Raw genomic sequence first — 26,221 nt, forward strand, 5'->3', positions numbered from 1 at the left:
ACCTCGATATGCAACAACTGTAATTATAGTTATCACTTTTTTCTTTGTCAAGAAAGGATTACATCTTCTGGATGATTTCCTCAGTATCCAAGGCAATCATGAGTTCTTCGTTTGTCGGAATGACCATGACCTTGCATCTGGCTCCCCACTTGGAAATGTCCACTTCCTGTCCTCTGACCGCTTCATTTTTCTCATCGTCAATACTGACACCGATGCAGCCCAGCGTATCACAGACTGACCGGCGAATTAAAGGAGAATTTTCTCCCAGTCCGGCTGTAAATATGATCCCGTCGACGCCGTCTAGAATTGCAGCATAGGCACCGATGTATTTTTTAACGTCATGAACAAAAACATCCAAGGCAAGCTGGGCACGGTAATTGCCTTCGTCAGCAGCTTTCTGTAAATCGCGGAAATCACTGCTGACTCCCGAAAGGCCAAGTACGCCGCTTTTCTTGTTTAACAGCGCATTGACTGCGTCCCCGGAGATCCTTTCTTTTTTCATGATAAACGGAACAATGGCCGGATCAAGATCCCCCGACCGGGTGCCCATCATCAGCCCCTCCAGCGGGGTGAACCCCATGGAATTTTCGACTGATTTCCCATATTTTACGGCCGTAAGCGAAGATCCGTTACCCAGATGGCAGCTGATCAGCTTTAACTTTTCCAGTGGTTTGTCCATGACCACTGCGGCCCGCTGGCTGACATACTTATGTGAGGTCCCATGGAAACCGTATCTGCGGATCTTGTACTTTTCATACAGCTCGTAAGGTATCCCGTAGATATAAGCCTCCGGAGGCATCGTTTGATGGAATGCCGTATCAAACACCGCAACCTGAGGTGTCCCCGACATCATCTGTTCACATGCAATAATTCCTGCCAGATTGGCCGGATTATGAAGAGGTCCAAGTTCAAAACACTCTTCAATCGCCCGTTTGACCTCTTCATTCACAAGCACGGAGCCGGACACTTTTTCTCCGCCATGGAGAACTCTGTGCCCTACTGCATCAATTTCTTCCAGGGACGCTAAAACACCGAAATTCGGATCGATCACAGCCTGTAAAACCAATTTGATCGCAGCAGTATGATCCGGCAAATCAGCAACAATGACCTCTTTTTCTCCACCTTTCGGACGATGCGTAAGCATCGCTCCGGGAAGCCCGATTCTTTCCACCAGGCCTTTTGCCATCGCACTCTTCGTTTCCATATCCATCATCTGGTATTTGAGCGATGAGCTGCCGCAATTTAGCACGAGAATCTTCACAAATTACACTCCTTTACTCTCTTCCACCAATCAAGATACATTGCCTATATAGTATTGTATTTTTTTCTCTTTCTTATCTTTGTATACTCCGGTTATATAAATCACATATAGGAATACCCTAAATATGAGTGAAATAAGTAAATGATATATAAACTGATTATAAAGAGTCTATCACATCTTTGTGCCCTGTCAACCCCAGTTTAGTGTTCCGTTCTAAATACGCTAAAGGATGGTGATGGCTGCCTTGCCATTCCTAAGAATCCTGGTCTTTTTAATCCTTGCCACCTGTATGTTCATTTATCCCCAGGAAGTATTGAGTTCTGCCGCCAAAGGCTTAGCGCTTTGGGTGAATTATATCTTGCCGGCCTTATTTCCATTCTTCATTGTCTCCGAACTTCTTCTGCAGCTTGGCCTGGTCAATTTTCTGGGAATCTTGCTCGAACCACTGATGCGTCCTGTTTTTCGTCTGCCGGGCAAAGCCTCTTTTGTTTTGGCCATGACACATACTTCGGGAATTCCGATCGGAGCGATGCTGACATGCAAGCTCAGGAAAAACGGAGAGATTACACGGATCGAAGGGGAAAGACTTCTTGCCTTTACCAGCAATCCCAGTCCAGGTTTTATGTTCGGGGCCGTGGCATCCGGGATGCTTGGAAACCCTGCCCTGGGTATCATTATTGCAGGATCTGTTTATCTCGCCAACCTGCTGGTCGGTTTGATTTTCCGTAATTATGGTGTTTCATCCGAAAAGGCCATTCCAAGAACATATTCTTCCTGGAGAAAGGCTTTGCGTGAATTAAAAAACCTCCAACAAAACAATAAAACCATTGGCGCATTATTGGCTGATGCAGTCAGGGAAAGTACGTCAACGATTATCCTGGTTGGAGGATACATCATTTTTTTTTCTGTTATCACCCATCTTTTAGCAGTTACGCATCTAAGCTCCGTTCTGTCAGACACAGTCCATCTTCTCTCGGCCGGATCCATTTCTGTGCTGGAAGCCAATGCTATCATCCAGGGATTCCTGGAAACCACCTTGGGCTGTAATGCAGCCGTCCAGGCCTTTTCATCCCTGAACAGCAAGATTGGGGTTCTGGCCTTGCTGCTTGGATGGGGGGGGATTTCTGTTTTTGCACAGGTATCCAGCTTTACGGCGTCGACAGATCTTCGGCTCCTTCCATTTGTAGCCGGTAGAACCATCCATTCCTTTTTGGCGCTTCTGATCAGTCAGCTGCTGCTAAAATTCAGCGATATTCCAACCACCGGCCTCCCTGTACAGCCAACTGGAGGTGATGCTTCCTGGCTGTTGTCCTTAAGATGGAGCAGCCTGTATTTTGGCCTATGCATTTTGGCTCTGCTTTTCATTGTCTTCATGATTGGAATATGGAAAAAAGTGCACCGCCATTAAGATAAATTTGTTTATTCCTGCTCCATGGTCTGAACCCGTTCATCCCAGCGGGCCATGGCATTTAATTCTTCCCGGCTGGCCTTGATGGATTGAAAAGCCTCTCCCATTTTTGATTCAATATCCTGAAGCAGATCATCGGAATATTTCAAAGCGCCTAATTTTACTTCGCGGGAATACTGCTGCGCCTTTAAGACAATTTCTTCGGCATAAGCCCGGGATTGAGCAACAATCTCATTTTCCTGAAGCAGCTGGTCAGCCTGCTTTTGCGCCCGGTCTACAATTCTCTGCCCATCACTGCGGGCTTCTTCCATATAGCGGTCTCTTTCAGCCAAAACATAATTCGCCTGTTTGATTTCCTCGGGCAGAACGGAACGAATTCCATCCAATATTTCTAATACTGTTTCCTCATCAACCATGATCTTGCCGGTTAAAGGCACCTTGGTTCCATGGTCAAGCACTTCTTCCAACTGTTCAATGAGATCAATTAAATGATTTTCCAAAGGAATTATCCCTCCTCATGCTCTTCTTTGTTCTGAATAAACCATAACCTGGTATCTCCATATTCTCTTATTAACCTTATTTCCAGAGGGTCTATCGCATCGTCAACGGTTTCGTCTGAAGAAGTTTCAATGATGATGACCCCACCGGGATTTAAGAGAGGCTGCGTCTGCAAATAGGCAAGGGCCATGTCGGCCAGTCCCTGCCGATAAGGCGGATCAAGAAAAATTAAATCAAAGCGTTCCTGAACTGCTTGTTTAAAAAAATTCATTGCGTCCATCCGGAGTATGCTGGTTCTTGGTACTGCCCCGAGAATTTCGGCATTCTTTCTGATTGTCTCCAGGGCTGAAGTATCTTTCTCAACCAGAACTGCATGACGGCCCCCCCTGGACAAAGCTTCAAAGGAAAGGTTTCCGGTTCCCGCAAAAAGATCCAGCACTCTGGCGTTCATTACCTTGCCGGCAAGAATATTAAAAATCGCCCCTTTGACTTTATCGGAAGTCGGACGGGTATTCATGCCTTTAACAGTTTTTAAATTACGGCCTTTCCATTGTCCTGAAATAATTCGCACGATGTTTAGTCCTCTGGATATGATGTCTTCACTTTATCCTTTTATTATACAGTGATCTAACCTGATTTAAATATTTTTTTACAGGATACTCCCATTTTCTAAGTATATCATATCTGATTCCAAACGAGAAACATATTATTCCATTCCAGTATCTAATAAATCTCCGACTTGAATCTCAAATTAATATTTCATTTGATACGCAATTTGAATTTTCCACTTTATCTTTCACCCATTAATCTTCCTGATTTGAATATCTGTGTTAGAAATCCAACATACTAAAACAGATTTAAAAAGGAGCTGCTGCCGATATGAAATTATCGAACAAATCAAGCTTTCTAAAAAAAATGAATATTTCTCTCGACCTGGCGGTGGAAGCCCATGACTTGCTGCGGGGAGAAAGAGGTCAAGAGATAGCGGGCGTCATCATGAAAAAAGAAGAACTTCAAGAGGCAACTGTCACCGCAATCCAAATCACAAATGCCAAAGGCGAAAAAGAATTGGGCAGGCCTAAAGGAAATTATATTACAATCGATGCTCCGGATATCAAAGAAAACAACTACCAGCAGCACAATAAAATCGTTGCAGTATTAGCAAGGCATCTCGCCGGATTGTTAAACTTTAAGGAAGATACCAGTTTTCTGATCGTTGGTCTTGGCAACTGGCAGGCAACTCCAGACGCGCTTGGGCCCAAAGTTGTCGAGAAAATCATGGTCACCCGTCACCTTTTTCATTATACCCCCGAAGAAATTGAGGGGAAAATGCGCCAAGTGTCAGCGATATCACCTGGTGTGCTTGGACTGACCGGAATCGAAACGGCGGAGGTAATCCGCGGACTGGTTGAACATGTCCGCCCGGATTATGTGATCGCGATCGATGCCTTGGCCGCGGGCGCCCTGGATAGAATCGGCACAACCATTCAATTAGCGGATACCGGGATCAATCCTGGTTCCGGAATTGGTAATCATCGCAAAGGGCTCAATGAAGAAACCCTTGGCTGCAAAGTCATTGCTATCGGCGTTCCGACTGTTGTCAATGCTGCAATCATCGCGCATAAAACCATCGAAGAGCTTTTTGAACAAATGGAATCCGAACCTTCCCTGGCCAAAATTTATCAACAGGAAAATGAACAGGTCTTGATGAATGTCATGCAGAAAGCCTTGTCGCCTTACGAGGGCAGCCTGATGGTTACACCCAAGGAAGTTGATGAATTAATTGAAAGAAGCGCCAAAATTATTGCTGCAGCGATCAACCAGAGCATTCATCCCGGAATTGACAGCCATAATTTTGAGACCTACCTCCATTAAACAATCTACTTTTTACATCGACCCGAATAACGATAATGATTATAAGAAAAAGAATATCTTTTAACCGTAACTAAAAAACCTTTTGTTGCAGCATATCAATCAATGCTTCAACAGAAGGTTTTTTATTCCGTATCTCGTCATTCGTCATTCGTAATTCGTCATTCTTTATTCTTTATTCGTTACGTCTTCTCTGTTTTTACTTTTTCTTTTTGTTTTTCTTTGGGGAAGACCCATCTCTTGCGCAATTTCATATTTTAGATTTTCCAATTCACTTGCCGTATCTTTTTTCGTCTCTGTCATACCCTCTGCCTCCTTGAAAGTTCTGCATCAATCCATGACTGGAATGTGCCAACAAGAAATAGTATGAGCCTGTGCAAAAAAATCATACGTACTGTGACTTGTTCATCGTATAAAATTGCTCTCAGCACTAATTCACTCCGATTTTTTCTTTGGGATAAAGGCGGCTGACTTCCTGATAGGCTTTTTCGTACTTTTGAGGATCTTTCAGAACCTTTTGAAGCAGTTGATAGGCTTTTTCGACCAGCCTTCCATCAGTTCCCAGGTCTGTAAGCTTTAACTCCGGTACGCCATGCTGGCGAAGCCCAAGTAGCTCTCCCGGGCCCCGCATCTTCAAATCCTCCTCGGCAATCCGGAAACCGTCCTCTGTCTCACAAAGAACATTCAGCCGGGCACTGTCCCGGGTATTGCTGATCAGGAGACAATACGACTGCTCTTGTCCGCGTCCGACTCTTCCGCGAAGTTGGTGCAGCTGGGCAAGCCCGAATCTTTCAGCATCTTCGATCACCATCACAGACGCGTTCGGTACATTGACTCCGACTTCGACGACAGTTGTCGTAACCAGGATATTAATCTCCCCACGTCGGAAACGCTGCATGATCTCCTCTTTCTCCTGTCCTTTCATTCTTCCGTGCAGAAGCGCAACGCTGCTTCCTTCAAAAATGCGGCTCAATTCATCAGCCTTTTGGGTTGCTGAAACAAAATCCGATTTTTCTGTTTCCTCGACAAGCGGACAAACGACATAGATCTGCCGACCCGCAGCGACATGCTGCTTCAGAAATTTCTCCATGCTGGAGCGGCTGCGGTCTGAAATTTTTCTGGTGATAATCGGCTTCCTGCCAGCAGGCAGCTCGTCTAGCACCGAAAGCTGAAGATCGCCGTATAAAGTCAGCGCAAGCGTCCTCGGGATCGGGGTAGCGGTCATGACCAGGACATGCGGGTTCTCGCCTTTGTCCTGCAATAGGGTCCGCTGTCTGACGCCAAACCGGTGCTGTTCATCGGTGATGGCAAGACCGAGGGCGTTGAACCGGACGGATTCCTGAATGAGGGTCTGGGTTCCGACGACAACCTGGGCTTTTCCGCTCAAAATCTGCCCTAAGATTTGTTCCCTTTCCGGCTTACTCTGGTTCCCGACAAGGAATACAACTTTTACCCCTAAAGGTTCAAACGCGGCCTGCAGCGATTCATAGTGCTGCTGGGCAAGCACCTCAGTCGGCGCCATCATAGCGGCCTGAAAACCCGAGCCCACAGCCTGCAGCAGGGCAGCCATCGCTACCACGGTTTTACCTGATCCAACATCGCCCTGAAGCAAACGGGTCATCGGCCTCTCGATGCTCCCCATATCCCGGAATATTTCCCGGATGACTCTTTGCTGGGCGCCGGTCAGCCGAAAAGGAAGCCCGGAAACAAATTTTTGGACCAAAGCTCCACCCTGGTTTAAAACGAGACCTGCTTTCTGAGGCCCGGGGGAACGAAGCCTAGCCAGCGCCAGCTGAAGCAAAAGGATTTCCTCAACGACCAGTCTTTCGCGTGCCTTTTTCAGGTTTTCTGCGGAGTGCGGAAAATGAATTTCTTTAATGGCTTGCCGCCGTTCCATCAAATTGTTTTCCTCATACGGAAAGAACTCGTCAAAGATTCGATCAACCTGCGGCAAAACAACCTGGATGATCTCCCGGATCGTTTTCGAATTGAGACGGGCTGTTTCCGAATATACTGGAACCATTTTTTGAGCAGGACCCTCGTAAAGTCCTTTCATGATTTCGGACGCAAGCAATTCCGGGACCCTGGTGCGCCATTGTGCTTTTCCTGTCACAGTGACCTTTGTTCCGTCCGGATATTGTTTTGGAATATGTATTTGATTGAACCAGACGGCATGAATGCTTCTGCCGTCCTGTTCAATATTTAGTTTGACGACCTTGACTCTGCCTTTGGTAACCTGGCTTCCAGTTACAATCCCGTCAATCGTAACATACTCTCCGTCCTGAATATCCTGAATCCGCCGTTTCGATCGGATTTCATATTTACGCGGATAATACCGCAGAAGATCCTCAGCAGTACAAATCCCCATATTTTCGAACTGTTTGGCTCTTTGCGGTCCGACACCTTTGATATACTGCAGGTTTTGGGGCTGACTGATGCTCCCTGTCTGAACTTTAAGGCTGGTTAAGGCTTTCTCTGTGGTACGAAAGGTTCCGGATGCTTCTTCGGTCGTTGTTCCGCAGATTGTTCCAGAAGCTAGTCCAGGAGTATCTAAAGATGCTGTTTTATCTGCAGCATGATAGGTTGCTGCAGATAAATCTCCAGCTGACTTTTCGGTTACTTCCGTTTTGTCCAGCAGTTCCTGGAGTTCACGCCATAAAGCCCGTCGTTTATACGGGCTGACTTCATGATATTCCTCTGCAATACACTGCATTGAGGCAAGGTTTTCCGCGGAAAAAACACCACCCAGTTCAGCAATTAAGTCCAGTAAAAATCTGCTGAAGCCGCCGACTGCGCCTGTATTAATAAATCCCTGTTTTTCCTCGGCTTTCATTGCCCTATTCACGCTGTTTCGCCAATGATCTGATTGCAGCACATTCTCACCTTGCCAAATGATCTTTATATTTCTGAGCCGCAGGAGTGACGGCGAGTCCCCCCCGGGACGTTTCCTTAAGGCTGCAGGACATTTCCCTGCCGATTGAAGCCATTGCATCAATGACCTGATCCAATGGGATCGCACTTTTGATTCCAGCCAAAGCCATCTCGGCTGCGGTTAATGCTATAACTGCTGCCATGGCGTTCCTTTTTACACAGGGCACCTCGACCAGCCCAGCTACAGGGTCACAGACCAAACCAAGAAAACTTTTCAAAGCCAATGCTGCTGCCTGCGCTGTTTGATCGGGCGATCCGCCGCACAATTCCACTGCCGCAGCTGCAGCCATGGCAGCCGCTGAACCTATCTCAGCCTGACACCCGCCTTCTGCACCTGAGACACTAGCTCTTTCCGCAATGACCATCCCAAGGCCAGCAGATGTAAAAAGAGTCTGAACAGCATCTTCTTCCGTTGCATCCGACATTTCTTGAACTGTCAGCAGTACAGCGGGCAACACGCCGCATGATCCCGCTGTCGGTGCTGCAACGATCCTGCCCATGCCAGCGTTTACCTCAGCTACGGCCATTGCTCTGGCTGCTGCCTTGTTTACCGGATTACCCAGAATCGACTTGCCGCTTTCTCTATATTTCTCCAAAAGAACAGCTTCTCCTCCTACAAGACCTGACAATGATCTCCATTCTCCGGTCATTCCGCTTTCAACTGATTCCCGCATCACGGCATAATGGTTCTTCATTTTTTTTAACAGCTGTTCAGCCGGTATACCTGTCCTCAAACATTCCTCCTGAAGAACCATATCACTGATTTTTTTATTAAGCTTTTCGGTTTTTTCCACTAATTCACCATAAGAACGCATCTGCCAACCCCCCCGCGTCAAATGTCTATGATGGGTTCAATAAACATCACCTGCTCGATCATCGGCATCTTTTTCATTTCGCTGCTAAGAATATCCGTGATCGGCTCATCCGTCTCAATAACCGCCAGCGCATTTTGCCCTTTGCCTTCTCTGGAGACTTTCATCTGGGCAATATTAATTCCTTTGCCTGCGAGCAGTTTAGTTATTTCAGCTATCATTCCCGGGTAATCCATATAGATCGCAATTAAAGCAGGATATTCCCCGGTAAACTCCACGTCAAAGTCATTAACCGCAGTAATCAGAATTTTCCCGCCGCCCAGTGATGAGCCATTGATTTCAGCTTTTCCCCCGCCCCAGCCGGTTAGCAGGAAACGAACCGAATTCGGGTGTACATCACCCAGATTGACATTTTCAAATACCGTTTCCATCCCAGCCTCTAGTGCAATCCGCGAAGCCTCCCTGATCCGGCTATCATCCGGCTTCATCCCGAGCAGCCCTGCTGTCAAGGCAAGATGAGTTCCATGTCCCTTCCCCGTCTCAGCGAAAGAACCGTGCAGCTGGATACGGGCCTGCTTCACTTTGGCGCCAAGTATTTTCGCAGCCATAAGACCAAGCCTGACCGCCCCCGCCGTATGGGAACTTGAGGGTCCGACCATCACCGGCCCTAGCAAATCAAAAACACTCCCAACCTTCACCGGCTCACCTTCCTTCAGTAATAATTTGGGGTAATCCGTTTTCATCCATTCATCCATTTGCTATAGCTTAGTTACTTATAAAACCATTATGCTAGGGTAAGTCTGAGGGCCACAATACTGCTTTCCGGCCGTTGTGCCCTCCGTGGCGCGTCGCTCCTTGCCATCCATGGCATCGCGACATTAGGCCATCCATGGCCGTCAAAAGGCCGGGCTCGCACTCCATGCTCCGCTCACAGCAGAACTGTGGCCCCCAGACTGATCCTAAGGGTATTCAAGCCAATCTGCATGCCAGAATGCAGATCATTCTGGCGGCTATTCAGATCGTTTTATTCGTCTTCTCTCTGCATAGCCGACGTCAAGCGAGCACGAACGATGAAAGATTTAACTTGTGTTGAAGGCATCTTGGAAAGCTTGTATTAATTCCTCTGCACACGGACTGATTTAAATCAAGCTTATGATCAGTCTGCATGCCACAGTTCCGCGACAAGCGAAGCCTGGATGGCGTAGCGCGGCTTTTTGCGTCAAGGAAGACGCAATAGCCGAAAGCGGTATTGTGGCATGCAGACTTACCCAAGCAGATTGGCTTAGGAGATCTGCCCTAACAAGATGCTTTCGAAGACCTACATCGAGAAAACGGCTTGATAAAAAAAACTTCGGCCGAAGCCGAAGTTTTTTGTTTATTCAACCCCGAGAATATAATAATATAGTGGCTGTTTCCCTGAATAAACCTCGACTTCAATCTCCGGTTTTTCTTCGCTAAGCCAGTCCGTAAGCAGGATTACATCTTCTTCAGCCATGTCTTTACCGTAAAAAATGGTGACAAGATCCTTTTCACGCCAATTCATTTCCTCCAGAACATTTTTGGCAACGTCGAGAATATCTCTGCCTGTCGTCTTTATTGTTCCCTCAATCAGGCCAAGAATATCCCCTTCGGCAATCTCCAGCTCGCCATACTGCGAATCTCTGACTGCATAAGTTACTTCTCCCGAACTTACCTGTCTGAACGCAGTTGTCATATTTTGAACGTTTTCCTCCGGAAGGCTGTCGGAATTGAAAGCAAGTAAAGAAGCGATCGCCTGCGGTATTGTCTTTGTCGGAATAACGTAGATTTCCTTGTCTTCAATCAGTTCGTTGACCTGGCCGGCCGCCATGATGATGTTACTGTTGTTCGGCAGAAGGAAAATATGGCGGGCGGGGACTTTCCTAATCGCTTCGGCAAGATCACTGGTACTCGGATTCATAGTCTGACCGCCGAAAACAACCTCATCGACACCCAGACTGGTGAAGATTTGGGCAATGCCTTCTCCCATGGCGACGGCAACGATCCCATATTCCTTGACCTCTGTTGTCCCAGCCGAAGCCGCCTGGTCTGCAGGCGCCCCTGATGAAACATCCACAAGCTCTCCGGTATAAGCAGCTTCACTGCTTTCAGGCACATTTTTGGCCTGATGGGCCGCTAGCTCATTCTGGGCAAGCATATTGTGAATCTGAACTTCATGCAGAGAACCATATTTGATGGCATAATCCAAAATGAGTCCGGGGTTCCGGGTGTGAATATGGATCTTGACCACATCCTCCGTGCCCACGACCAACAAGCAGTCACCTTTGTCCAGGAGTGCCTGTCTTATAACATCGGGATCAAGGCCATTTCCTTTTACCAGAAACTCAGTACAATATGGAAATTCCAGGCTTCCAACGGCAATAATACCTGAAACCGCAGGAATCTGGACCTCCTCCTGCTGTACCTCAGCGTAACCAATTTCCTTGCCTTCCAAAGCCGAGATCCAGCCGTATAGAATAGTCAGGAAGCCCTGACCGCCGGCATCAACCACACCTGCCTGTTTCAGAACAGGCAGCATCTCAGGCGTCCTGGCCAGCGCCTCTTCACCTTTTTCACAACCAGCCCTCAAAACTTCCAAAATATCAGTCGTTCCGCTTTTTGCTTTAATATATGCACCCCGGGCAGTCTCCCTGGATACAGTAAGAATTGTTCCTTCGACTGGTTTCATTACTGCCTTGTACGCGCTTTCAACGCCCGTTTGCAGCGCATGAGCCATCTGGAGAGCATTTGCTTCGTTAAGACCTTCCAAGCCCCTGGCAATCCCTCTCATGATCTGAGACAAAATAACACCTGAATTCCCTCTAGCTCCCATCAGGGAACCTGTAGAAGCGGCACTTGCGACTTCATGCACAGAATTGCCCGTTACCTTGTCTGCTGCCAATGATGCTGCTTTGAATGTCAAATTCATATTTGTACCCGTATCCCCGTCCGGGACCGGAAATACATTCAAAGCATCAATTTCCTTCTTCCTTTGCTCCAGCAGACGAGACCCCGACCTTATCATATCTTTTAATACGTTTCCGTCAATTTTTTGAGCTATAGCGTCCGACACGGCTTTCAAAATTTATCCTCCTACTCATCCTAAGATCATCTGAGTGTATTCTCAACTATTCTAAAAATCTTACCCCTTGAACATTTACATTTACTTCAGCCACTTTTAGACCTGTCATTGTCTCGACAGTGTAGCGGACCCTGTCCATTACATTGGAGGCAACCTCCGATATTTTAATTCCGTATCCCACAATGATGTTAAGGTCTATGATCAAGTCCTCTTCCTGAAGGGTGACACTCACTCCTTTGGATAAGTTTTCCCTTTTAAGCAAACCTGAAACACCGTCCGAAATCTTTCTCGAAGCCATACCCACCAAACCATAGCACTCGATTGCTGCCGCACCTGAGATCGTAGCTATAACGTCTTCTGATATTTCTACATTTCCCAGTTTTGTTTCCATCAACTTTGCCATCTTCTTCAACCTCGCTTTCCCTATATCCGGCATAAATTTAATCTTTTGCATAATAAAATTCCATTTTGAAAGATTCACCGTTTCCTTTAATATAATTAGGATAATATACGCGGTAGCTTTCGTCAAATACTATGTGAATACCTCAGGGAACAACTCCTTATTTTTTTCTTATCAGTACCTGGTAAATGTAGTATAATATACGAATAAAACATTTGCATTTGCAGTATGTATAAAACCTATATAAACACCTATATAAACCTCGTCGGATAATAAAAACCTACTCTTGCCAATTCTTTTAAGTTCTGCTAAACTATAATAGTGTCATTTTTGGGTGAAAAGGAGGTAGAAGAAATCATGGCTAGTATTTGTGATGTTTGCGGAAAAGGAGTTTCTTCCGGGATGAGTGTCAGTCACTCCCATATTCGCTCCAAGCGTACCTGGAAACCAAACCTCCAGCGTGTCCGTGCTGTAGTGAACGGTACTCCCACCCATGTCAAAGTCTGCACAAGATGCCTTCGTTCAGGTAAAGTGAAACGAGCTGTCTAACTTCATCGTGAAACGACTGTGATTGGATTAAAACAACCCCGACTTTAAAGCCGGGGTTTTTGCTTTTCAACCCATTTTGAGGAGTAAGTTTTAAGATTAACAAGGTATCTGAACATAGACCAGAACTTTGCCTTCATGAATCTCAATCGAAATATCTTCATCCGTAAACACATTGCTGATTCCACGCGGGGAATTATGCGCAAGATTCAGCATATCCAGCTCATAGTACAGCCCTTCGGCAGATACCCGTGCATCATCGGATAAGGCGACGATCGACAACTGCTGGCCAACACTCCCCTTGATGTTCTCTTTACCCTTAAGCATCACCCAGGCATCGGATCTTGGGTCTTTCATCTTCAGCCGTCTGCCTTTTTCAGCATACGCAATCATAATCGAGATGTTCCCCATCAGGTGATCCAGCCTTTTACCGCCGGCGGCATAAAGAACGATTTCGTCCAGGAAGCATCCCTGAGAATTTAAATATGTATCCGCATAGGCCACAGCGAGCTCTAAATCCGTCTCATTTTTTTCGCAGGGATATTGTTTGACGGTTGTTTTGGCCGCTATACATTTTTCCAGATTTTCTTTTGTAATGGAATCGAGGTCCCCAATCAATACATCAGGGATTCTGTCCGAAGCGATGGCCTTGTTGCCGCCTCCGTCCGCACAGATCAACATCTCGATATGATTTCTGGTGAGTTCGCCGCGGCCCCAGGCAGCATCCCATTCTCCGTTTGCCACGACTGCAACCTTCATTGCTTAATTCCCCGGAATCTTTTACTTTTGTTGGTACCCTGTTCCTCTTTAGCGGCTTCAAGGATATCACGAATCGCCTGCTGCGGATCCGGGGAAGCAAATACAGCTGCACCGGCTACCAGGATCTCGGCCCCGGCTTTGCTTACCAGACGGGCTGTCTCAACATTAATTCCGCCATCCACCTCAATACGGCAAAGCGGGTTTACTTCCTTCAGGATCCCCGATAGTGCTACGACTTTCGGCAAGACTTCCTGAATAAACTTTTGGCCGCCAAAACCAGGGTTCACCGTCATCAGCAGCACAACATCAAGTTCCTGCAAAACATAGGTCAGCATTTCCAGCGGGGTCGCAGGGTTCAGTGCAACGCCCACATTCACCCCAAGAGATTTGATCTGCTGGATAGCCCGATGAAGGTGCCTGGTGGCCTCAGCGTGAATCGTGATGGAGTCAGCACCTGCTTTTACAAAATCTTCAACATACTTTTCAGGATGTTCAATCATCAGATGAACATCAAACTCCAGCGAGGAGACCTTGCGGAGCGATCCAACAACGGCAGGCCCTATCGAGATATTTGGGACAAAATGTCCATCCATAATATCTATATGCAGCATATCAATCCCCGCATTTTCAACAAGACTGACGTCCTCTCCCAATCTGGCAAAATTGGCAGACAGTATCGATGGGGCAATCGTCAAGGCCATAAAGATCCTCCTTCCAAACCTATAGTGCTGTTCCTTTGGCTGCATGCAGTTTCTTATCATTATTATCCGGTTTTCTGTAATTATTCTTCGTTCAGCCCTGAAACCCTTTATTAGGGTATCAAAAAAATTCCAAGTTAATTTCTGATACTAAGTGCAGCTAAGGCTTGGTGCCAGCCAAGTTTTTTTAATATTTTTTCTCATTTTCAATGACTTCTTTTAAAAACTGCAGATAGTGCTCATATCTGGAAGAATTAATAAGGCTCTCGCTCAGGGCTTCTTTTACAGCACAGTCAGGTTCCTTGTCATGAAGGCAGCTTGAAAAGCGGCATTCATGTTTAACCCGGACAAACTCAGGAAAGTAGGATTGCAGTTCCTCTCTCTTCATTTCGGGCAGGTACAGGGATGAAAATCCCGGCGTATCTGCAACAAGTCCTCCTGCTACGGAAAGAAGCTCGACGTGCCTGGTTGTATGCCTTCCCCGGCCAATTTTGTCGCTGACGTTACCTGTTTTAAGTGTCTTCCCCGGATTCAGCGCATTGATCAGGCTGGATTTGCCAGATCCGGAAGGCCCTGCTAACACAGACACATTGCCCTTGAGCCGTTCAGCAATTTCATCGATTCCTGTCAGCGTCCGATTCGACACCTGGACGACTTCATAGCCGATCCTGCGGTAATCGACAGACGGGGCTTGATTTCCAACATCCAGATCTTCCTTGGTGAATACGATCAAAATGCTGATTTCTGCTTTTCCGGCCTGAATGAGCAGCCTGTCCAGCAAATTGTAATCCGGATCCGGGGTCCTCAGGGAGAAGACCAAGAGAACCTGATCCACATTTGCAATATACGGCCTGACCAGAGAATTTTGACGTTCGAGTACCTTTTCAATCGTGGCCTTATCCCCTGTTCCTGGAAGAACCATCACCTTGTCGCCGGGAATAAATTGCTGCTTTTTCACACGAAAACGACCGCGCAGGGAGCATTCCCATACCCGGTCATCGGCGTATACGTAATAAAAGCCGGCATATCCTTTCATCAATGTTCCCTGAATCAGCATATATCCTGTTCTTTCCTCCGCTCTAATTCAAATAACGCCTGTACCTCTTATCAAAATGATTACATCAGATATTTGGATCATTTTAAGCCGGAGGCCCCGGCCCCTGAGACACAACGATGGTCACTTCCGAACCCTGCTGGATTGGTTTGCCTGGTTTGGGTTCAGTGGTAATCACGGCTTTCTCCGGAAATAAATCTGATTCTTCCATAATCGGCATTACTTTCATATCATATTTTTCTAGGTAATCCGTGGTAAATTCCAGCGACATGCCTGTAAAATCAGGCATAGCGGTAATCGTTGGTTGAATCCCTTCACTGACAAACAGTTCGATCTCCCCGTTCTTTGTCCAGGTCGAACCGGGAGCAACCGATTGCCCGAAAACATGTCCTTTCGAAACGGAAGCGCTCAGCATTGTTTTGACCGTAATATTCGTAAAACCGGCTTCCTTAAGCGTACTCTCAGCGTTTTCCTGAAGCGGATACCCGGTTGTTACATTCGGTACTTTAATGTATTCTACCCCTTTGCTGATCTCAATGTCCACTGACCTTCCAGCCTTGACCTCACTCTTCGGCTTAATGCTTTGAGAAACAATCTTACCCTGTTCAATTTCATCGCTGTAGGTTTCGGTCCTGTTGCCGAGAGTCAGACGGTCTTTGGTCAATTCAATTTTAGCTTCTTCTACAGTCTTCCCGGTAAGATCCGGAACGGTAACCACCTGTGTATGGGTGAAAACCCAAACTCCCGAGGATGCTCCGACAATTACAATCAGTGCGGCAACAGCAATCATAACCAGCATTGGAATTTTTCTCCTGCGCTTTTTAGTGCGCAGAAGTGCATCATTCTTGGCCTCATTCGGGATCACTTTATCCTTCAAACCCCTATGAACCTGGGTCTGCATGGTATCTTCATGGTCTCCGGCCTGTCTTTTTTCCCAAACAATGGTCTCTCCGGCTTCGATCCTGTCGAGGTCCTCAAGAAATTCCGCTGAACTTTTATAGCGGTCTTGAAGTGATTTGGCCAGTGCTTTCATGATCACGGTTTCCAGTTCCGGGCTGACTCCGGCAACAAGCTTCCCGGGCAGCTCGACTTCCTCCTGGATATGTTTCAAGGCAATGGTAATCGCGGTATCTCCGTCATACGGGAGCCTTCCCGCAATTAGTTCATAAAGGATGATCCCAAGCGAATAGATATCGGACTGTTCCGTGGTCTGGGAGCCCTTGGCCTGTTCCGGTGACAGGTAATGCACTGAGCCGACGATATCCCCGGTATGGGTGACGGTCGCCGAAGAGGCGGCTCTGGCTATCCCAAAATCAGTAACTTTTGCCCTTCCATCCGGTGTAATTAAAATATTCTGCGGCTTGATATCCCGATGAATAATATTGTTGGCATGTGCATGCACCAGTGCTTCAGCAATCTGACGGACAATATGAATCGCCTTATCCTGGGAAAGAGGCGCTTGTGTACGGATAATATCCTTTAACGTCTGGCCCTTGACATACTCCATGACAATATAATCTTCATTCCCGTCTCTGCCCACGTCATAGATCGAAACGATGTTCTGGTGAGACAGGCTGGCTGCAGACTGAGCCTCCCGGCGAAAACGACGGATAAAACCCTCATCGGAAGCGTACTGTTCCCGCAGGACCTTGATAGCAACGGTTCTGTTCAGTAATGTATCCTTGGCCCGGTAGACGATTGCCATCCCTCCGGCCCCGATCTTTTCTTCTATTTCATATCTTCCTCCGAACATCTTTTCCATTAGTTTTCACCTTCTTTCAATTCAAGTGCTTTCTCTATGACTGCTTTAGCAATCGGCGCTGCCGCTCCGCCGCCAGTTCCGCCATGTTCCACCAGGACTGCTACAGCTATTTCCGGATTCTCCGCAGGAGCGAAAGCAATATACCAGGCGTGGGTATCCCCGTCTCCGCCCGGTTCCGCCGAGCCGGTTTTCGCTGCTATTTGGGCCCCAGATATGGCTCCGGGAGATGCTGTTCCTTTATTGACAGCCAATACCATGCCGCTTGTTATTTTTTCTGCTTCTTCCTTACTGAGAGGCGTCAGCCAAACTTCAGGTGTCCTTTGATAGATACTATTTTGCTTGGAATCGAGCACACTGTCAATCAAATGCGGGACCATTATTTTGCCGTCATTGGCAACTCCGGCTGTGATCAAGGCCATATGGAAAGGACTAACCATCACCTGACCCTGACCGAAGGTACTCTCGGCAAACAAATTGAGGCTTAAGTTTTCCGGCAAAGGGTCATCTCTGGTAATTGAACTGATTGGAACATACTGATCAAACGGGATATCCCTGCCAAATCCAAAATTGGACACAGCCTCCAGAAAATGATTTACACCAGCTTTGATCCCATACTGAGCAAAATAAGTATTGCAGGAGTAGGCCAAAGCAAGATCATAATTGACCCAGCCATGCGCTTTATCATTTTGTTCCTGGATCGTCTGCCCGTTAATCACTGTAGAACCTTCACAATCATAGAGTTCCGTCGTGTCGAGTCCTGCCTGAAAAATGGCTGCTGAAGTAACGACTTTCATAATTGATCCTGGAGGAAACAACGAGAAAGCGTGATTCACCAGCGGACTGTCCTTCTCGGCAATAATTTTGTCCCAGTCTTGTTCAATTGCTCCAGCATCATAGCTTGGCTGACTGACCAGCGCCAGAACATCCCCGTTTTGCGGATCGATTGCCACCACTGCTCCGGTCTTGCCCTGCAAACTCTGATAAGCAGTCTCCTGTAGACGGGAATCAAGTGTCAGTATCAGGTCATTACCCGTTCTCTGCAATTCAAATGCATTCTGAATCCGTCTGAGAATGGAAGGATTCTTCATTCCGAGAAGTGTTTCCGCCTCCGTTGCTTCAAGGCCGGCAGAACCGTATTTTACTGTGGCATACCCCAGTAAAGGTTCAAACATCTCACCCTGCGGATACGTTCTGACTTTTCCGTCAGCGGTTTGCTCCGTCTTTGCCAGAACAACGCCGTTGCGGTCAAAGATGCCGCCCCGGGTAATTCTTTCCTCTAAATAAATCGCGCGACGGTTAGCTGGATTATCCAGCATCTCATCGGCCTTAACCACTTGCCAGTATACCAGACCCAGGCTTAGAAAAACAAAGCTAAAAACCATGATCAGTGCAATTTTGCGGATTCCATCGTTCATAAGGCATCTGCCTGCTTTCCGATTGGTATTTGACTCACGGAGAAAGCTGAGCTATGAGAAATGCCAGCCAGAATCCCAAGGAGTAAAAAGTGTCCGACCATGGAACTTCCCCCGTAACTCATCCAAGGCAAAGGCAGACCTGTAAGCGGAAGCATTTTGGTCACCCCGGCCAGGATGATTAGTGCTTCCACACCGATCAGAATGCCTATTCCCGCCGCCAGGATCTGGCCAAACCGGTCCACAGCTCTGGTGCTGACACAGAAACAGCGCATTACGACAATAATAAACAGACTGATGACTGCCATTGCGCCAATAAAACCAATCTCCTCAGCAATCACCGAAAAGATAAAATCAGTGTCCGCATTTGGAATCTGGTAAGCACCTATCCCATTTCCGAGACCTGTCCCCAGAAGCCTTCCCCCGCTTATGGCGAAGATCGACTGGGATATCTGATAAGCTCCGCCGCTGGCATCCACCCACGGATTAATCCAGGTAGCGACCCTTACACGAACATGATCAAACAGGAAATAACCAGCTACCCCAGTCACCATGACCAGCGGAACGGAAACCACGAGATAAAGCAGTCTTTCTGTTGCGACATACAGGATAAACACCATGAGAAGGAAGAATACCAGCGCCGTCCCAAGGCTTTTCTGGGCACCCAGCAAGCCGAGAACAAATACGCCGATAAAAACAAACGGGCCCATTGTTTTGGCATCAGGCAAAGAAAATTTCCCGACCTGAATCGTTCCAAAACGCAAAAGCTCTTTATTATCACTTAAGTAGGATGCCAGGAAAAGAAGCAGGGCTACTTTGACGAGCTCCTCGGGCTGGAAGCCCATCCCGGCAAACCTAAACCAGCTTGTCGCACCATTGATGGTGGTCCCAAATATTAGCGTCAGCAGAAGCATAAGCAAGGCCAGCATTCCCCAGAGATACTGATACTCACCAAGCTTGCGGTAATCTCGTAAAATAAAAAAGACAGCATAATAAATGATCAAGCCCAGATTCGCCCAGATAAATTGGTCCGCCGCCTGGGCAGGATTGATCCTTGCCAGAAAGACCAAGCCAATCGCGAGGATGGTCTGGACTACCGGCAGAAGATAAGGATCTCCCTGATAGCAAAAAAATATTTCAAACAAGGCACCTGCTAGGATCAAAAAAGAAAATACAGCTCCTTGCAGGAAAAAGCCGCTTTCAGTCATATCATCCAGTTTGAGTACACCGAGTCCCATCCATAGAACTACTAAAGTTAGAACTCTCAAAGATAGACGATGTAGCATGTTCTCACCGCTCCACAATACAGCATATAGCCGTAAAATTATCCGGAGCCCCCCGTTCGATCACAACATTCTTCAAGGTTTTGAGATGATCATCCCATGATTTGGCCTCGGAAAACTCCGCAGCAATCTCCTGATCACTGATCTCATTCGAAAAGCCATCCGTGCACAGAAGAAAAACATCTCCGTCCTGTACTTTAAGTTGGAAACAGTCTACATCAATGTTGAGCTCCACACCCAGCGCTCTGGACAAAACATGCTTGTGCGGATGATTTTTGGCTTTCTCCTCCGTCAGCTCTCCGAGGCGGACAAGTTCGTTTACCATCGAATGATCCTCCGATAGGAGCGTGAGGGTCTTATTTCTCCATAAATAAATCCTGCTGTCGCCCACATGACCGACAACGGCTTTATTGTCATAGATCATCAGAGCGGTCAGGGTTGTCCCCATGCCTTCCGTCCCTTCAGTCCGAAGCGATACTTCGTATACTTCACGATTGGCCTGATTCACAGCCTGAACAATCCAGTCCTGCAGATCCTGAATCTCCGAAGATTTTAATTCAGCTGCTTTTCCCTCCAATTGTTCGACCGCGATCCTCGAAGCTATTTCCCCGGCATTATGTCCGCCCATTCCATCGGCCACCGCAAAAAATGACTCCTCCGGCAATATAAGAAAATAATCTTCATTGTTTTTTCTAACACAACCGGTCTCATAGATCTTAACTGCTTTCATTTCCCCACCTCGAATAAAGAAAAGTAATGCTGCCTATCTTAATGAAGTCACCGGAAACAAGCTGGACCTGGGAGTTGATCCGTTCTCCGTTCACCCAGGTGCCATTCGTGCTCCCAACATCCTCCAGCGTTGTCATCCCTCTGTTATGCTTAAATTCAACATGATCCAGCGAACAGTAATGGTCCGGAACGACGATATCGTTGTGCTTTCCTCTTCCGATGGAAAGCCCCCGGGAATCAATCTTGATCTTGCGTCCTTTGGGCAGCTTTTCAGCTCCGCTTAAGACCTCGATACAGCCAAGATCAGATTCGGTCTTGCTCATGATTCCCTTCGACCTTAAATCGGCCAGCATAACCGTCAATATCCGTAAGAGAAAAAGATAGATGAAACCAACAAAGACAATCCTTCCAATTACCGTAAGCATTTGCATTCAATCACCGACTTTACTTATCTACATGAAATTGAAAATGCGTTTGTCCGGCCTTTATCCTGTCTCCAGGATTTACCATATAGCGGTCAACCCTTAATTTGTTCAGATAGGTACCGTTGGTACTGCCTAGATCCTGAACAAACCACCTTCTATTCTCTGTATAAAGCTTCAAATGGTGACGGGATATCTCCAGGTCTCTGACTTCAATATCACAATCTTCCTGGCGTCCAACAATATACTCTTCCTTATCAAGATCGTAAATGTCACCTTCGTTTGTCCCTTTTATAACTTCGAGATAAGGATGAATTTTCCTGCTGACTGTTTTGGATGATGCCATGATTAATCTTGCAGCATCCGCCAGGACTGTTGTTTTTTCCATTTCTTCATCTTCCGCAGGCAGTTTTTCTTCGTTAATCCGCCAATTGGCGACAACAGAATCTTTAAACTCAACCTGGGTTTTCATTAAGCCAGCATCCATCTTCTCTGAAGGCTGCATCCGCACAACCGGAAGCGCCAAAAAAGTGTAGCCCTGCCTGGTCCCTTCGTCATAGAGATGTTTGGCCAGTTCCACCAGCAGTGTCTCTCCAAAACTTTCCAAGACCGCATAATCCTCAGGGCTTAAACTTACGGTGTAAACATTCGGGACATAGACATGGGATATGCTGACCTGTTTATTTTTCAGCATGATTTTATTTAGTTCTCTGGCAACCTGAACAGGCTGAATTGTGCCCACCGACTTGCTGAACAAAAATGTAGCCATCTGTTCGGCAATCGATTCAACTTTGTTTAAGAGACGCATACTCCTCACACTCCAAACGCTGCCTAAGCTGACCACAGGCTGCGTCAATGTCCAGACCTTTTTCTTCTCTGATCGAAACAGGAATCTTGCCCATTTCGAGAACCCTTTTGAACATCGTTAACCGCTCTTTGCCCGCTCTTTGGACGTCGCTGCCGATTACCGGATTAATGGGGATCAAATTGACATGGGCCAGCATGCCCTTAAGGAGAACGACCAGTTCTTCTGCTTCCTCTTTGGAGCCATTCTGTTGGTGTAAAGCAAACTCAAATGTAACTCTTCTGTTCGTCTGACCGGAATAATACCGGCAGGCTTCCAGCAGTTCCTGCAATGGATATCTCCTGTTGATAGGAACCAGCGTATCCCTGACTTCATTTCTGACTGAATGAAGCGATACAGCCAAACCGACTTGCGGGTTGTCCTGTGCCAGCTGAATGATCTTGGGGGCAACACCGCTCGTCGAGATGGTCATTCTCCGCATGCCGATATTCTGACCGTTCTCGCTGTTCAGGATTCGAATCGCTTTCATCACCGCATCATAATTAAGAAAAGGTTCACCCATCCCCATGAAAACAATATTGGTTACTTTGAATTCCGGATCTTCCTGCTGAAGCAGCCGGCTGATTTCGAGCACCTGTCCGGTGATCTCTCCTGCAGTCAGGTTTCGGCGGAATCCATCCATTCCGGTTGCACAGAAAGGGCATCCTACAGGGCATCCTACCTGAGTCGAGACACATAGCGTGTGTCTGTCCCGGCTTGTCAGATGATCATAATCCATCAGCACCGTTTCAATGCTTTCTCCATCAGCCAGACGGAATAAAAACTTCCGGGTCCCATCGGCAGAACGCTGCACTCTTAAAACAGTCAGCGGCTGGATAAAGAAAACCCTGTCAAGCCGTTCGCTGTCCTGTTTCCCGATATTCTTCATTTCATCCCAATGATGGACTCCTCTGGCATTAACCCAGTTGAAAACCTGATTGGCCCTGAACTTTTTTAAGCCGTTTTCGAGGCATACTGCACGCATTTCTCCTTCAAGACAGCCGCGGCAATCCAGCTTTTCCATAATTAGTATTATTCTCCCAATTTCATCATTTTAAACATATTTCTCCGTCAGACGTAAAGCTTTGTCAAGTAGAGCACATAGGCTTGCTATAAAATCTTCTTGCCGCTCCTTGCTATCCGTAGCATCGCGTCACTAGTCCATCCGTGGCCTTCGAAACTTAGCGATAAAGAATCCATCCATATTGTGATGATGAGGCAGGATCTGCCATACCCCTTTCCGGAGTTGTTTCAGATCTCTCTCCTCTGCTGCAAAAGGCAAACTTCCCGACAAGTCGACGGAAACAAACTCGGGCTTAAGCTGCCGGAAAGCTTTAACTACTTCAAAGTTTTCTTCCGGCTCCGTGGTACAGGTCGAATAAACAAGCTCTCCGCCTTCCCGCACATGATCGGCAGCTTTCAGCAGGATTGCCAGTTGGAGTTCTGGCAGTTTGCTGATCTCGTCTTCTCTCTTCTGCCAGCGCAGATCGGCTCTTTTTCTAAGCACACCCAAGCCCGAACAGGGCGCATCGACCAGGACCCGGTCAAATTCATCTCCGATCCCTTCCAAAATCCGGGCGTCGCCCTCAATTGTTTTTATGATCGTAATTCCGAGCCGCTCGGCTGATTCCTTAATCAAATCAAGTTTTTGGGGATACATATCTACAGCAACAATGGTTCCCTTGTTTTCCATCAATTGCGCCAGATGGGTTGTCTTTCCTCCCGGGGCACTGCAGACATCCAATACGCTGTCCCCTTCCCGGGCTCCCAATATATGAGCAGCTAACTGAGAACTTTGATCCTGAACCGTGAAATATCCGTTTTGGAATTCCCGAAGTTGGTCCAATCCGCCAAAATCTTTCAGAATTAAGCTTTCCGGTGTGTATTCTCCGTCCGTGACCTCAATTTCCTGGCTTTCCAATAAGGTTTTTAATTCCTGCCTTGTTGTCTTTAGGGTGTTTACCCGGATCGAAGTAGAGGAAGGTTCATTGTTGGCTTTGAGCAAAGCTTCTGTTTCTTCCTGCCCCCACCTTGTCAGCCATCGCTTGATCATCCATTCAGGATGGGAATATTTGACCGAAAGATAGCGGACCGTTTCCCTCTTTTGGTCTGGCCATTCAAAATTCCAGCCTGTTTCAGCCGCCTTACGCAGGACACTATTGACAAGGGGGGCATAGGTTTGGTTGAGCTGGTTCATCAGGTCAACACTCTCATTGACTGCGGCAGGCGCCGGCACTCTGTCCATAAGTAGTATCTGAAAAACACCGGTCCTTAAAACAGCCCTGACTTCCTGCGGCAGTGCGGACATCGGCTTCGTCAGATGTTTTCTCAACGCATAATCCAGCGTCAATTTATTTTTTAATACCCCGTTGACCAAAGCAGTAGCCAGATTCCTGTCCCGGCTCTGGGTCAGTCCGGAAAGCTGGGAACGCAAAAGAAGATTGGCATAGGCCCCCTCCCTCTCGACCCGCGTAAGAATACGCACGGCTATCAGCCGTGCGTTTTGATCGTTTATGCGTTTCCGCGTACGTTTGGTTTTTTCTTCAGTAATAGGATTATTCTTCTCCGTCATTTTTCTATCCCAATCTTTTTTATTCTCTTAATTCGGTATTAATCATCCCGGCCTTGGGCAATCAATACAAAGCGCAGCAAGGTCAGAATCGCAGTCAGTGCTGCGGCAACATAAGTCAGGGCGGCTGCACTCAGCATCTTTTTAGCGCCTGTCATTTCTTCTGCATCTTTAATAATACCGCTGTCTCCCAGAAAAGCTAAGGCCCTGTTGCTGGCATTGTATTCAACAGGAAGCGTAACGATCTGAAACAGGACCGCAAACGCAAAAACATAAATCCCGATATCCAGCAAGAAAGATATCGACGGTAGGAACAGGCCAAGAAGAATCAAAACAGGCCCTGCCTGGCTGCCAAATGAAGCTACAGGTACAAAAGCTGTCCTGATTTTCAACGGAACATAGCTGTCGGCATGCTGTACGGCGTGACCTGTCTCGTGGGCAGCAACAGCCAGCGCCGCAATAGATGTGCTGTTATATACACCGCTGCTGAGCCTTACAACATGAGTCCTCGGGTCGTAGTGGTCCGTAAGGTTACCAGCAACCTGTTCTACCTGAACATCATAAAGCCCATTTTCATTTAGCAGGGCTCTGGCCACGTCCGCACCTGTTGTACCTGAACTGCTTCTGATTTTGGAATATCTGGAGTAAGCACCGCTGATCTTGGCCTGAGCATAAACAGTTAGAATAATCGCTGGAATCAGTAGTATCATTGTGTAATCTAAGTAAAACATAAATCTTCCTCCTTAAAAAGCCAGTCCTGCTCAAATAGCATAGGAATCATGCTTCTTATCTATAATTCAAGGCACTTAAACAATCATTGTTTTAACTATTAGAAGTATATCCATTTATTCTTAGATTTTGCTTAAAAGAAGGAAAGACGAGCGCGATCGTTTACTCAAAGCGCTCGTTCGCTTTAAGTCTGTATCCGTTATAAAAGTCCTGGGCACGCATTTTCTTTTTCCCGGCAGGCTGAAGCTCTGAAATTTTTAAAATACCTTCTCCGGTCTGGACCAGCAGTCCTCCCTTAGCAAGGGACAAAATGCTTCCCGGCAAAGTATTTTGCGCAGTCTGTCCGTATAAGGCAGTTTTTCCGGACAGCTCACTTAGCCATATTTTAACCTGTTCTCCCCGGAAAAGCGTAAAAGCACCGGGCCAGGGATTCAGCCCGCGAATCCTGTTATGGATTTTGGCTGCGTCCCAGGACCAATCCACCTGCTCATGTTCTCTTTTCAGAAGCGGTGCATACGAAAATGCTTTAGGCTGAGGTACCGGCCGAACGGTCCCATTCTGCAATCCTTCGAGTGTATCAAGCAACGCCTTTGCGCCGATTCGGGCCAGCGCATCGTAAACTTCACCCGTTGTGGCCTCCGGTACGATTGCATATTCTTCGCTGATAAGCATTGCGCCCGTATCCAGACCTTCGTCCATCAGCATGGTTGTAACACCGGTTTTAGACTCTCCGTTCATCACGGCCCAGTGGACCGGAGCTGCTCCGCGATAAGCCGGAAGCAGTGAGGCATGCACGTTAATGCATCCAAAAGACGGTATTCCCAGAATCTCTTTGGACAGGATTTGTCCGAAAGCGACCACCACAATGCAGTCCGGCCGCAAATCCCTGATCTGGCCGACCACTTCGGGTGTTTTGATCCTGGCAGGCTGAAATACAGCAAGTCCATACTTTTCAGCAAGTACTTTGACCGGACTCGCTTTTAATTTGTTTCCTCGTCCCGCAGGTTTGTCGGGCTGGGTAAAAACGCCGCGGATTTGATGTCCTGAAGCATAGAGCGCCTCCAGAACAGGCACCGCAAAATCCGGTGTTCCCATAAAAACAAGCCGCATCTGACACTGTCACTTCCCGTTC

At 47.2% G+C, this 26,221-nt stretch carries 25 protein-coding genes; 3 read left to right on the plus strand and 22 right to left on the minus strand.

From position 1 onward, the window contains the following. Positions 1-58 precede the first annotated feature (58 nt). The gene (locus NC238_16850) at positions 59-1,261 is read right to left on the minus strand and encodes an acetate kinase (protein ID MCM1567579.1); all 1,203 of its coding nucleotides are present in this window, start codon (positions 1,259-1,261) and stop codon (positions 59-61) included. A 229-nt stretch (positions 1,262-1,490) separates the two neighbouring features. Here NC238_16850 and ylbJ point away from each other — a divergent pair, with 229 nt between their 5' ends. Next, positions 1,491-2,669 carry a sporulation integral membrane protein YlbJ gene (gene ylbJ, locus NC238_16855; protein MCM1567580.1) on the plus strand — a complete coding sequence of 393 codons (1,179 nt, stop codon included), beginning with the start codon at positions 1,491-1,493 and terminating at the stop codon, positions 2,667-2,669. Positions 2,670-2,680: 11 nt separating this feature from the next. Here the strand turns inward: ylbJ and NC238_16860 are convergent, their stop codons facing one another. Then, the gene (locus NC238_16860; GenBank protein MCM1567581.1) at positions 2,681-3,169 is read right to left on the minus strand and encodes an ATPase; all 489 of its coding nucleotides are present in this window, start codon (positions 3,167-3,169) and stop codon (positions 2,681-2,683) included. A gap of 5 nt (positions 3,170-3,174) precedes the next feature. Then, on the minus strand, positions 3,175-3,738 hold the full coding sequence (gene rsmD / locus NC238_16865) for a 16S rRNA (guanine(966)-N(2))-methyltransferase RsmD (GenBank protein MCM1567582.1): 564 nt from the start codon (positions 3,736-3,738) through the stop codon (positions 3,175-3,177). Between the two features lie 308 nt (positions 3,739-4,046). On the opposite strand from rsmD, the gene gpr reads away from it, so the two are divergent. Further along, positions 4,047-5,042, plus strand: a complete 996-nt coding sequence (gpr, locus tag NC238_16870) for a GPR endopeptidase (protein MCM1567583.1) — start codon at positions 4,047-4,049, stop codon at positions 5,040-5,042. A 165-nt stretch (positions 5,043-5,207) separates the two neighbouring features. Here gpr and NC238_16875 read toward each other — a convergent pair whose 3' ends face one another. The 6 genes from NC238_16875 to NC238_16900 form a co-directional block, all read right to left on the minus strand. Further along, positions 5,208-5,342, minus strand: coding sequence for a small, acid-soluble spore protein, alpha/beta type (locus tag NC238_16875; GenBank protein MCM1567584.1), 135 nt, complete (start codon positions 5,340-5,342; stop codon positions 5,208-5,210). A 127-nt stretch (positions 5,343-5,469) separates the two neighbouring features. Continuing rightward, positions 5,470-7,914, minus strand: coding sequence for an ATP-dependent DNA helicase RecG (gene recG / locus NC238_16880; protein ID MCM1567585.1), 2,445 nt, complete (start codon positions 7,912-7,914; stop codon positions 5,470-5,472). 4 nt (positions 7,915-7,918) lie between these two features. Next, entirely contained in the window at positions 7,919-8,785 is an 867-nt protein-coding gene (sdaAA, locus tag NC238_16885; GenBank protein ID MCM1567586.1) for an L-serine ammonia-lyase, iron-sulfur-dependent, subunit alpha, read from the minus strand. A 17-nt stretch (positions 8,786-8,802) separates the two neighbouring features. Further along, positions 8,803-9,537, minus strand: coding sequence for an L-serine ammonia-lyase, iron-sulfur-dependent subunit beta (gene sdaAB / locus NC238_16890; protein ID MCM1567587.1), 735 nt, complete (start codon positions 9,535-9,537; stop codon positions 8,803-8,805). Positions 9,538-10,157: 620 nt separating this feature from the next. Further along, complete coding sequence (locus NC238_16895; protein ID MCM1567588.1) at positions 10,158-11,825, minus strand: DAK2 domain-containing protein; 1,668 nt, start codon at positions 11,823-11,825, stop codon at positions 10,158-10,160. Positions 11,826-11,928: 103 nt separating this feature from the next. After that, positions 11,929-12,285 carry an Asp23/Gls24 family envelope stress response protein gene (locus tag NC238_16900; protein ID MCM1567589.1) on the minus strand — a complete coding sequence of 119 codons (357 nt, stop codon included), beginning with the start codon at positions 12,283-12,285 and terminating at the stop codon, positions 11,929-11,931. 354 nt (positions 12,286-12,639) lie between these two features. On the opposite strand from NC238_16900, the gene rpmB reads away from it, so the two are divergent. Further along, positions 12,640-12,831, plus strand: coding sequence for a 50S ribosomal protein L28 (rpmB, locus tag NC238_16905; protein MCM1567590.1), 192 nt, complete (start codon positions 12,640-12,642; stop codon positions 12,829-12,831). A gap of 96 nt (positions 12,832-12,927) precedes the next feature. On the opposite strand, the gene NC238_16910 is transcribed toward rpmB, so the two are convergent. The 13 genes from NC238_16910 to fmt form a co-directional block, all read right to left on the minus strand. Next, on the minus strand, positions 12,928-13,587 hold the full coding sequence (locus NC238_16910) for a thiamine diphosphokinase (protein ID MCM1567591.1): 660 nt from the start codon (positions 13,585-13,587) through the stop codon (positions 12,928-12,930). Continuing rightward, positions 13,584-14,288: a ribulose-phosphate 3-epimerase gene (gene rpe, locus NC238_16915; protein ID MCM1567592.1), complete on the minus strand. Its 705-nt coding sequence runs from the start codon at positions 14,286-14,288 to the stop codon at positions 13,584-13,586. Before rpe ends, NC238_16910 begins: the two co-directional genes overlap by 4 nt. 184 nt (positions 14,289-14,472) lie before the next feature. Continuing rightward, the gene (gene rsgA, locus NC238_16920; GenBank protein ID MCM1567593.1) at positions 14,473-15,342 is read right to left on the minus strand and encodes a ribosome small subunit-dependent GTPase A; all 870 of its coding nucleotides are present in this window, start codon (positions 15,340-15,342) and stop codon (positions 14,473-14,475) included. A gap of 82 nt (positions 15,343-15,424) precedes the next feature. After that, positions 15,425-17,101 carry a Stk1 family PASTA domain-containing Ser/Thr kinase gene (gene pknB / locus NC238_16925; GenBank protein ID MCM1567594.1) on the minus strand — a complete coding sequence of 559 codons (1,677 nt, stop codon included), beginning with the start codon at positions 17,099-17,101 and terminating at the stop codon, positions 15,425-15,427. Continuing rightward, positions 17,101-18,516: a penicillin-binding transpeptidase domain-containing protein gene (locus NC238_16930; GenBank protein ID MCM1567595.1), complete on the minus strand. Its 1,416-nt coding sequence runs from the start codon at positions 18,514-18,516 to the stop codon at positions 17,101-17,103. Before NC238_16930 ends, pknB begins: the two co-directional genes overlap by 1 nt. Then, positions 18,513-19,799: an FtsW/RodA/SpoVE family cell cycle protein gene (locus NC238_16935; GenBank protein ID MCM1567596.1), complete on the minus strand. Its 1,287-nt coding sequence runs from the start codon at positions 19,797-19,799 to the stop codon at positions 18,513-18,515. Before NC238_16935 ends, NC238_16930 begins: the two co-directional genes overlap by 4 nt. Positions 19,800-19,803: 4 nt before the next feature. Continuing rightward, complete coding sequence (locus NC238_16940; protein ID MCM1567597.1) at positions 19,804-20,526, minus strand: Stp1/IreP family PP2C-type Ser/Thr phosphatase; 723 nt, start codon at positions 20,524-20,526, stop codon at positions 19,804-19,806. Continuing rightward, complete coding sequence (locus NC238_16945) at positions 20,513-20,956, minus strand: FHA domain-containing protein (protein MCM1567598.1); 444 nt, start codon at positions 20,954-20,956, stop codon at positions 20,513-20,515. The genes NC238_16940 and NC238_16945 overlap by 14 nt, the downstream gene beginning before the upstream one ends. Before the next feature lie 13 nt (positions 20,957-20,969). Then, entirely contained in the window at positions 20,970-21,755 is a 786-nt protein-coding gene (locus tag NC238_16950) for a DUF3662 domain-containing protein (protein MCM1567599.1), read from the minus strand. Then, positions 21,733-22,824, minus strand: coding sequence for a 23S rRNA (adenine(2503)-C(2))-methyltransferase RlmN (rlmN, locus tag NC238_16955; protein ID MCM1567600.1), 1,092 nt, complete (start codon positions 22,822-22,824; stop codon positions 21,733-21,735). The genes NC238_16950 and rlmN overlap by 23 nt, the downstream gene beginning before the upstream one ends. Before the next feature lie 123 nt (positions 22,825-22,947). After that, complete coding sequence (rsmB, locus tag NC238_16960; GenBank protein ID MCM1567601.1) at positions 22,948-24,363, minus strand: 16S rRNA (cytosine(967)-C(5))-methyltransferase RsmB; 1,416 nt, start codon at positions 24,361-24,363, stop codon at positions 22,948-22,950. Between the two features lie 38 nt (positions 24,364-24,401). Then, positions 24,402-25,091 carry a zinc metallopeptidase gene (locus tag NC238_16965; GenBank protein MCM1567602.1) on the minus strand — a complete coding sequence of 230 codons (690 nt, stop codon included), beginning with the start codon at positions 25,089-25,091 and terminating at the stop codon, positions 24,402-24,404. Between the two features lie 160 nt (positions 25,092-25,251). Continuing rightward, positions 25,252-26,199 carry a methionyl-tRNA formyltransferase gene (gene fmt / locus NC238_16970; GenBank protein MCM1567603.1) on the minus strand — a complete coding sequence of 316 codons (948 nt, stop codon included), beginning with the start codon at positions 26,197-26,199 and terminating at the stop codon, positions 25,252-25,254. Between the last annotated feature and the right edge of the window lie 22 nt (positions 26,200-26,221).

The organism is Dehalobacter sp. (assembly GCA_023667845.1).
Taxonomy (GTDB): Bacteria; Bacillota; Desulfitobacteriia; order Desulfitobacteriales; family Syntrophobotulaceae; genus Dehalobacter.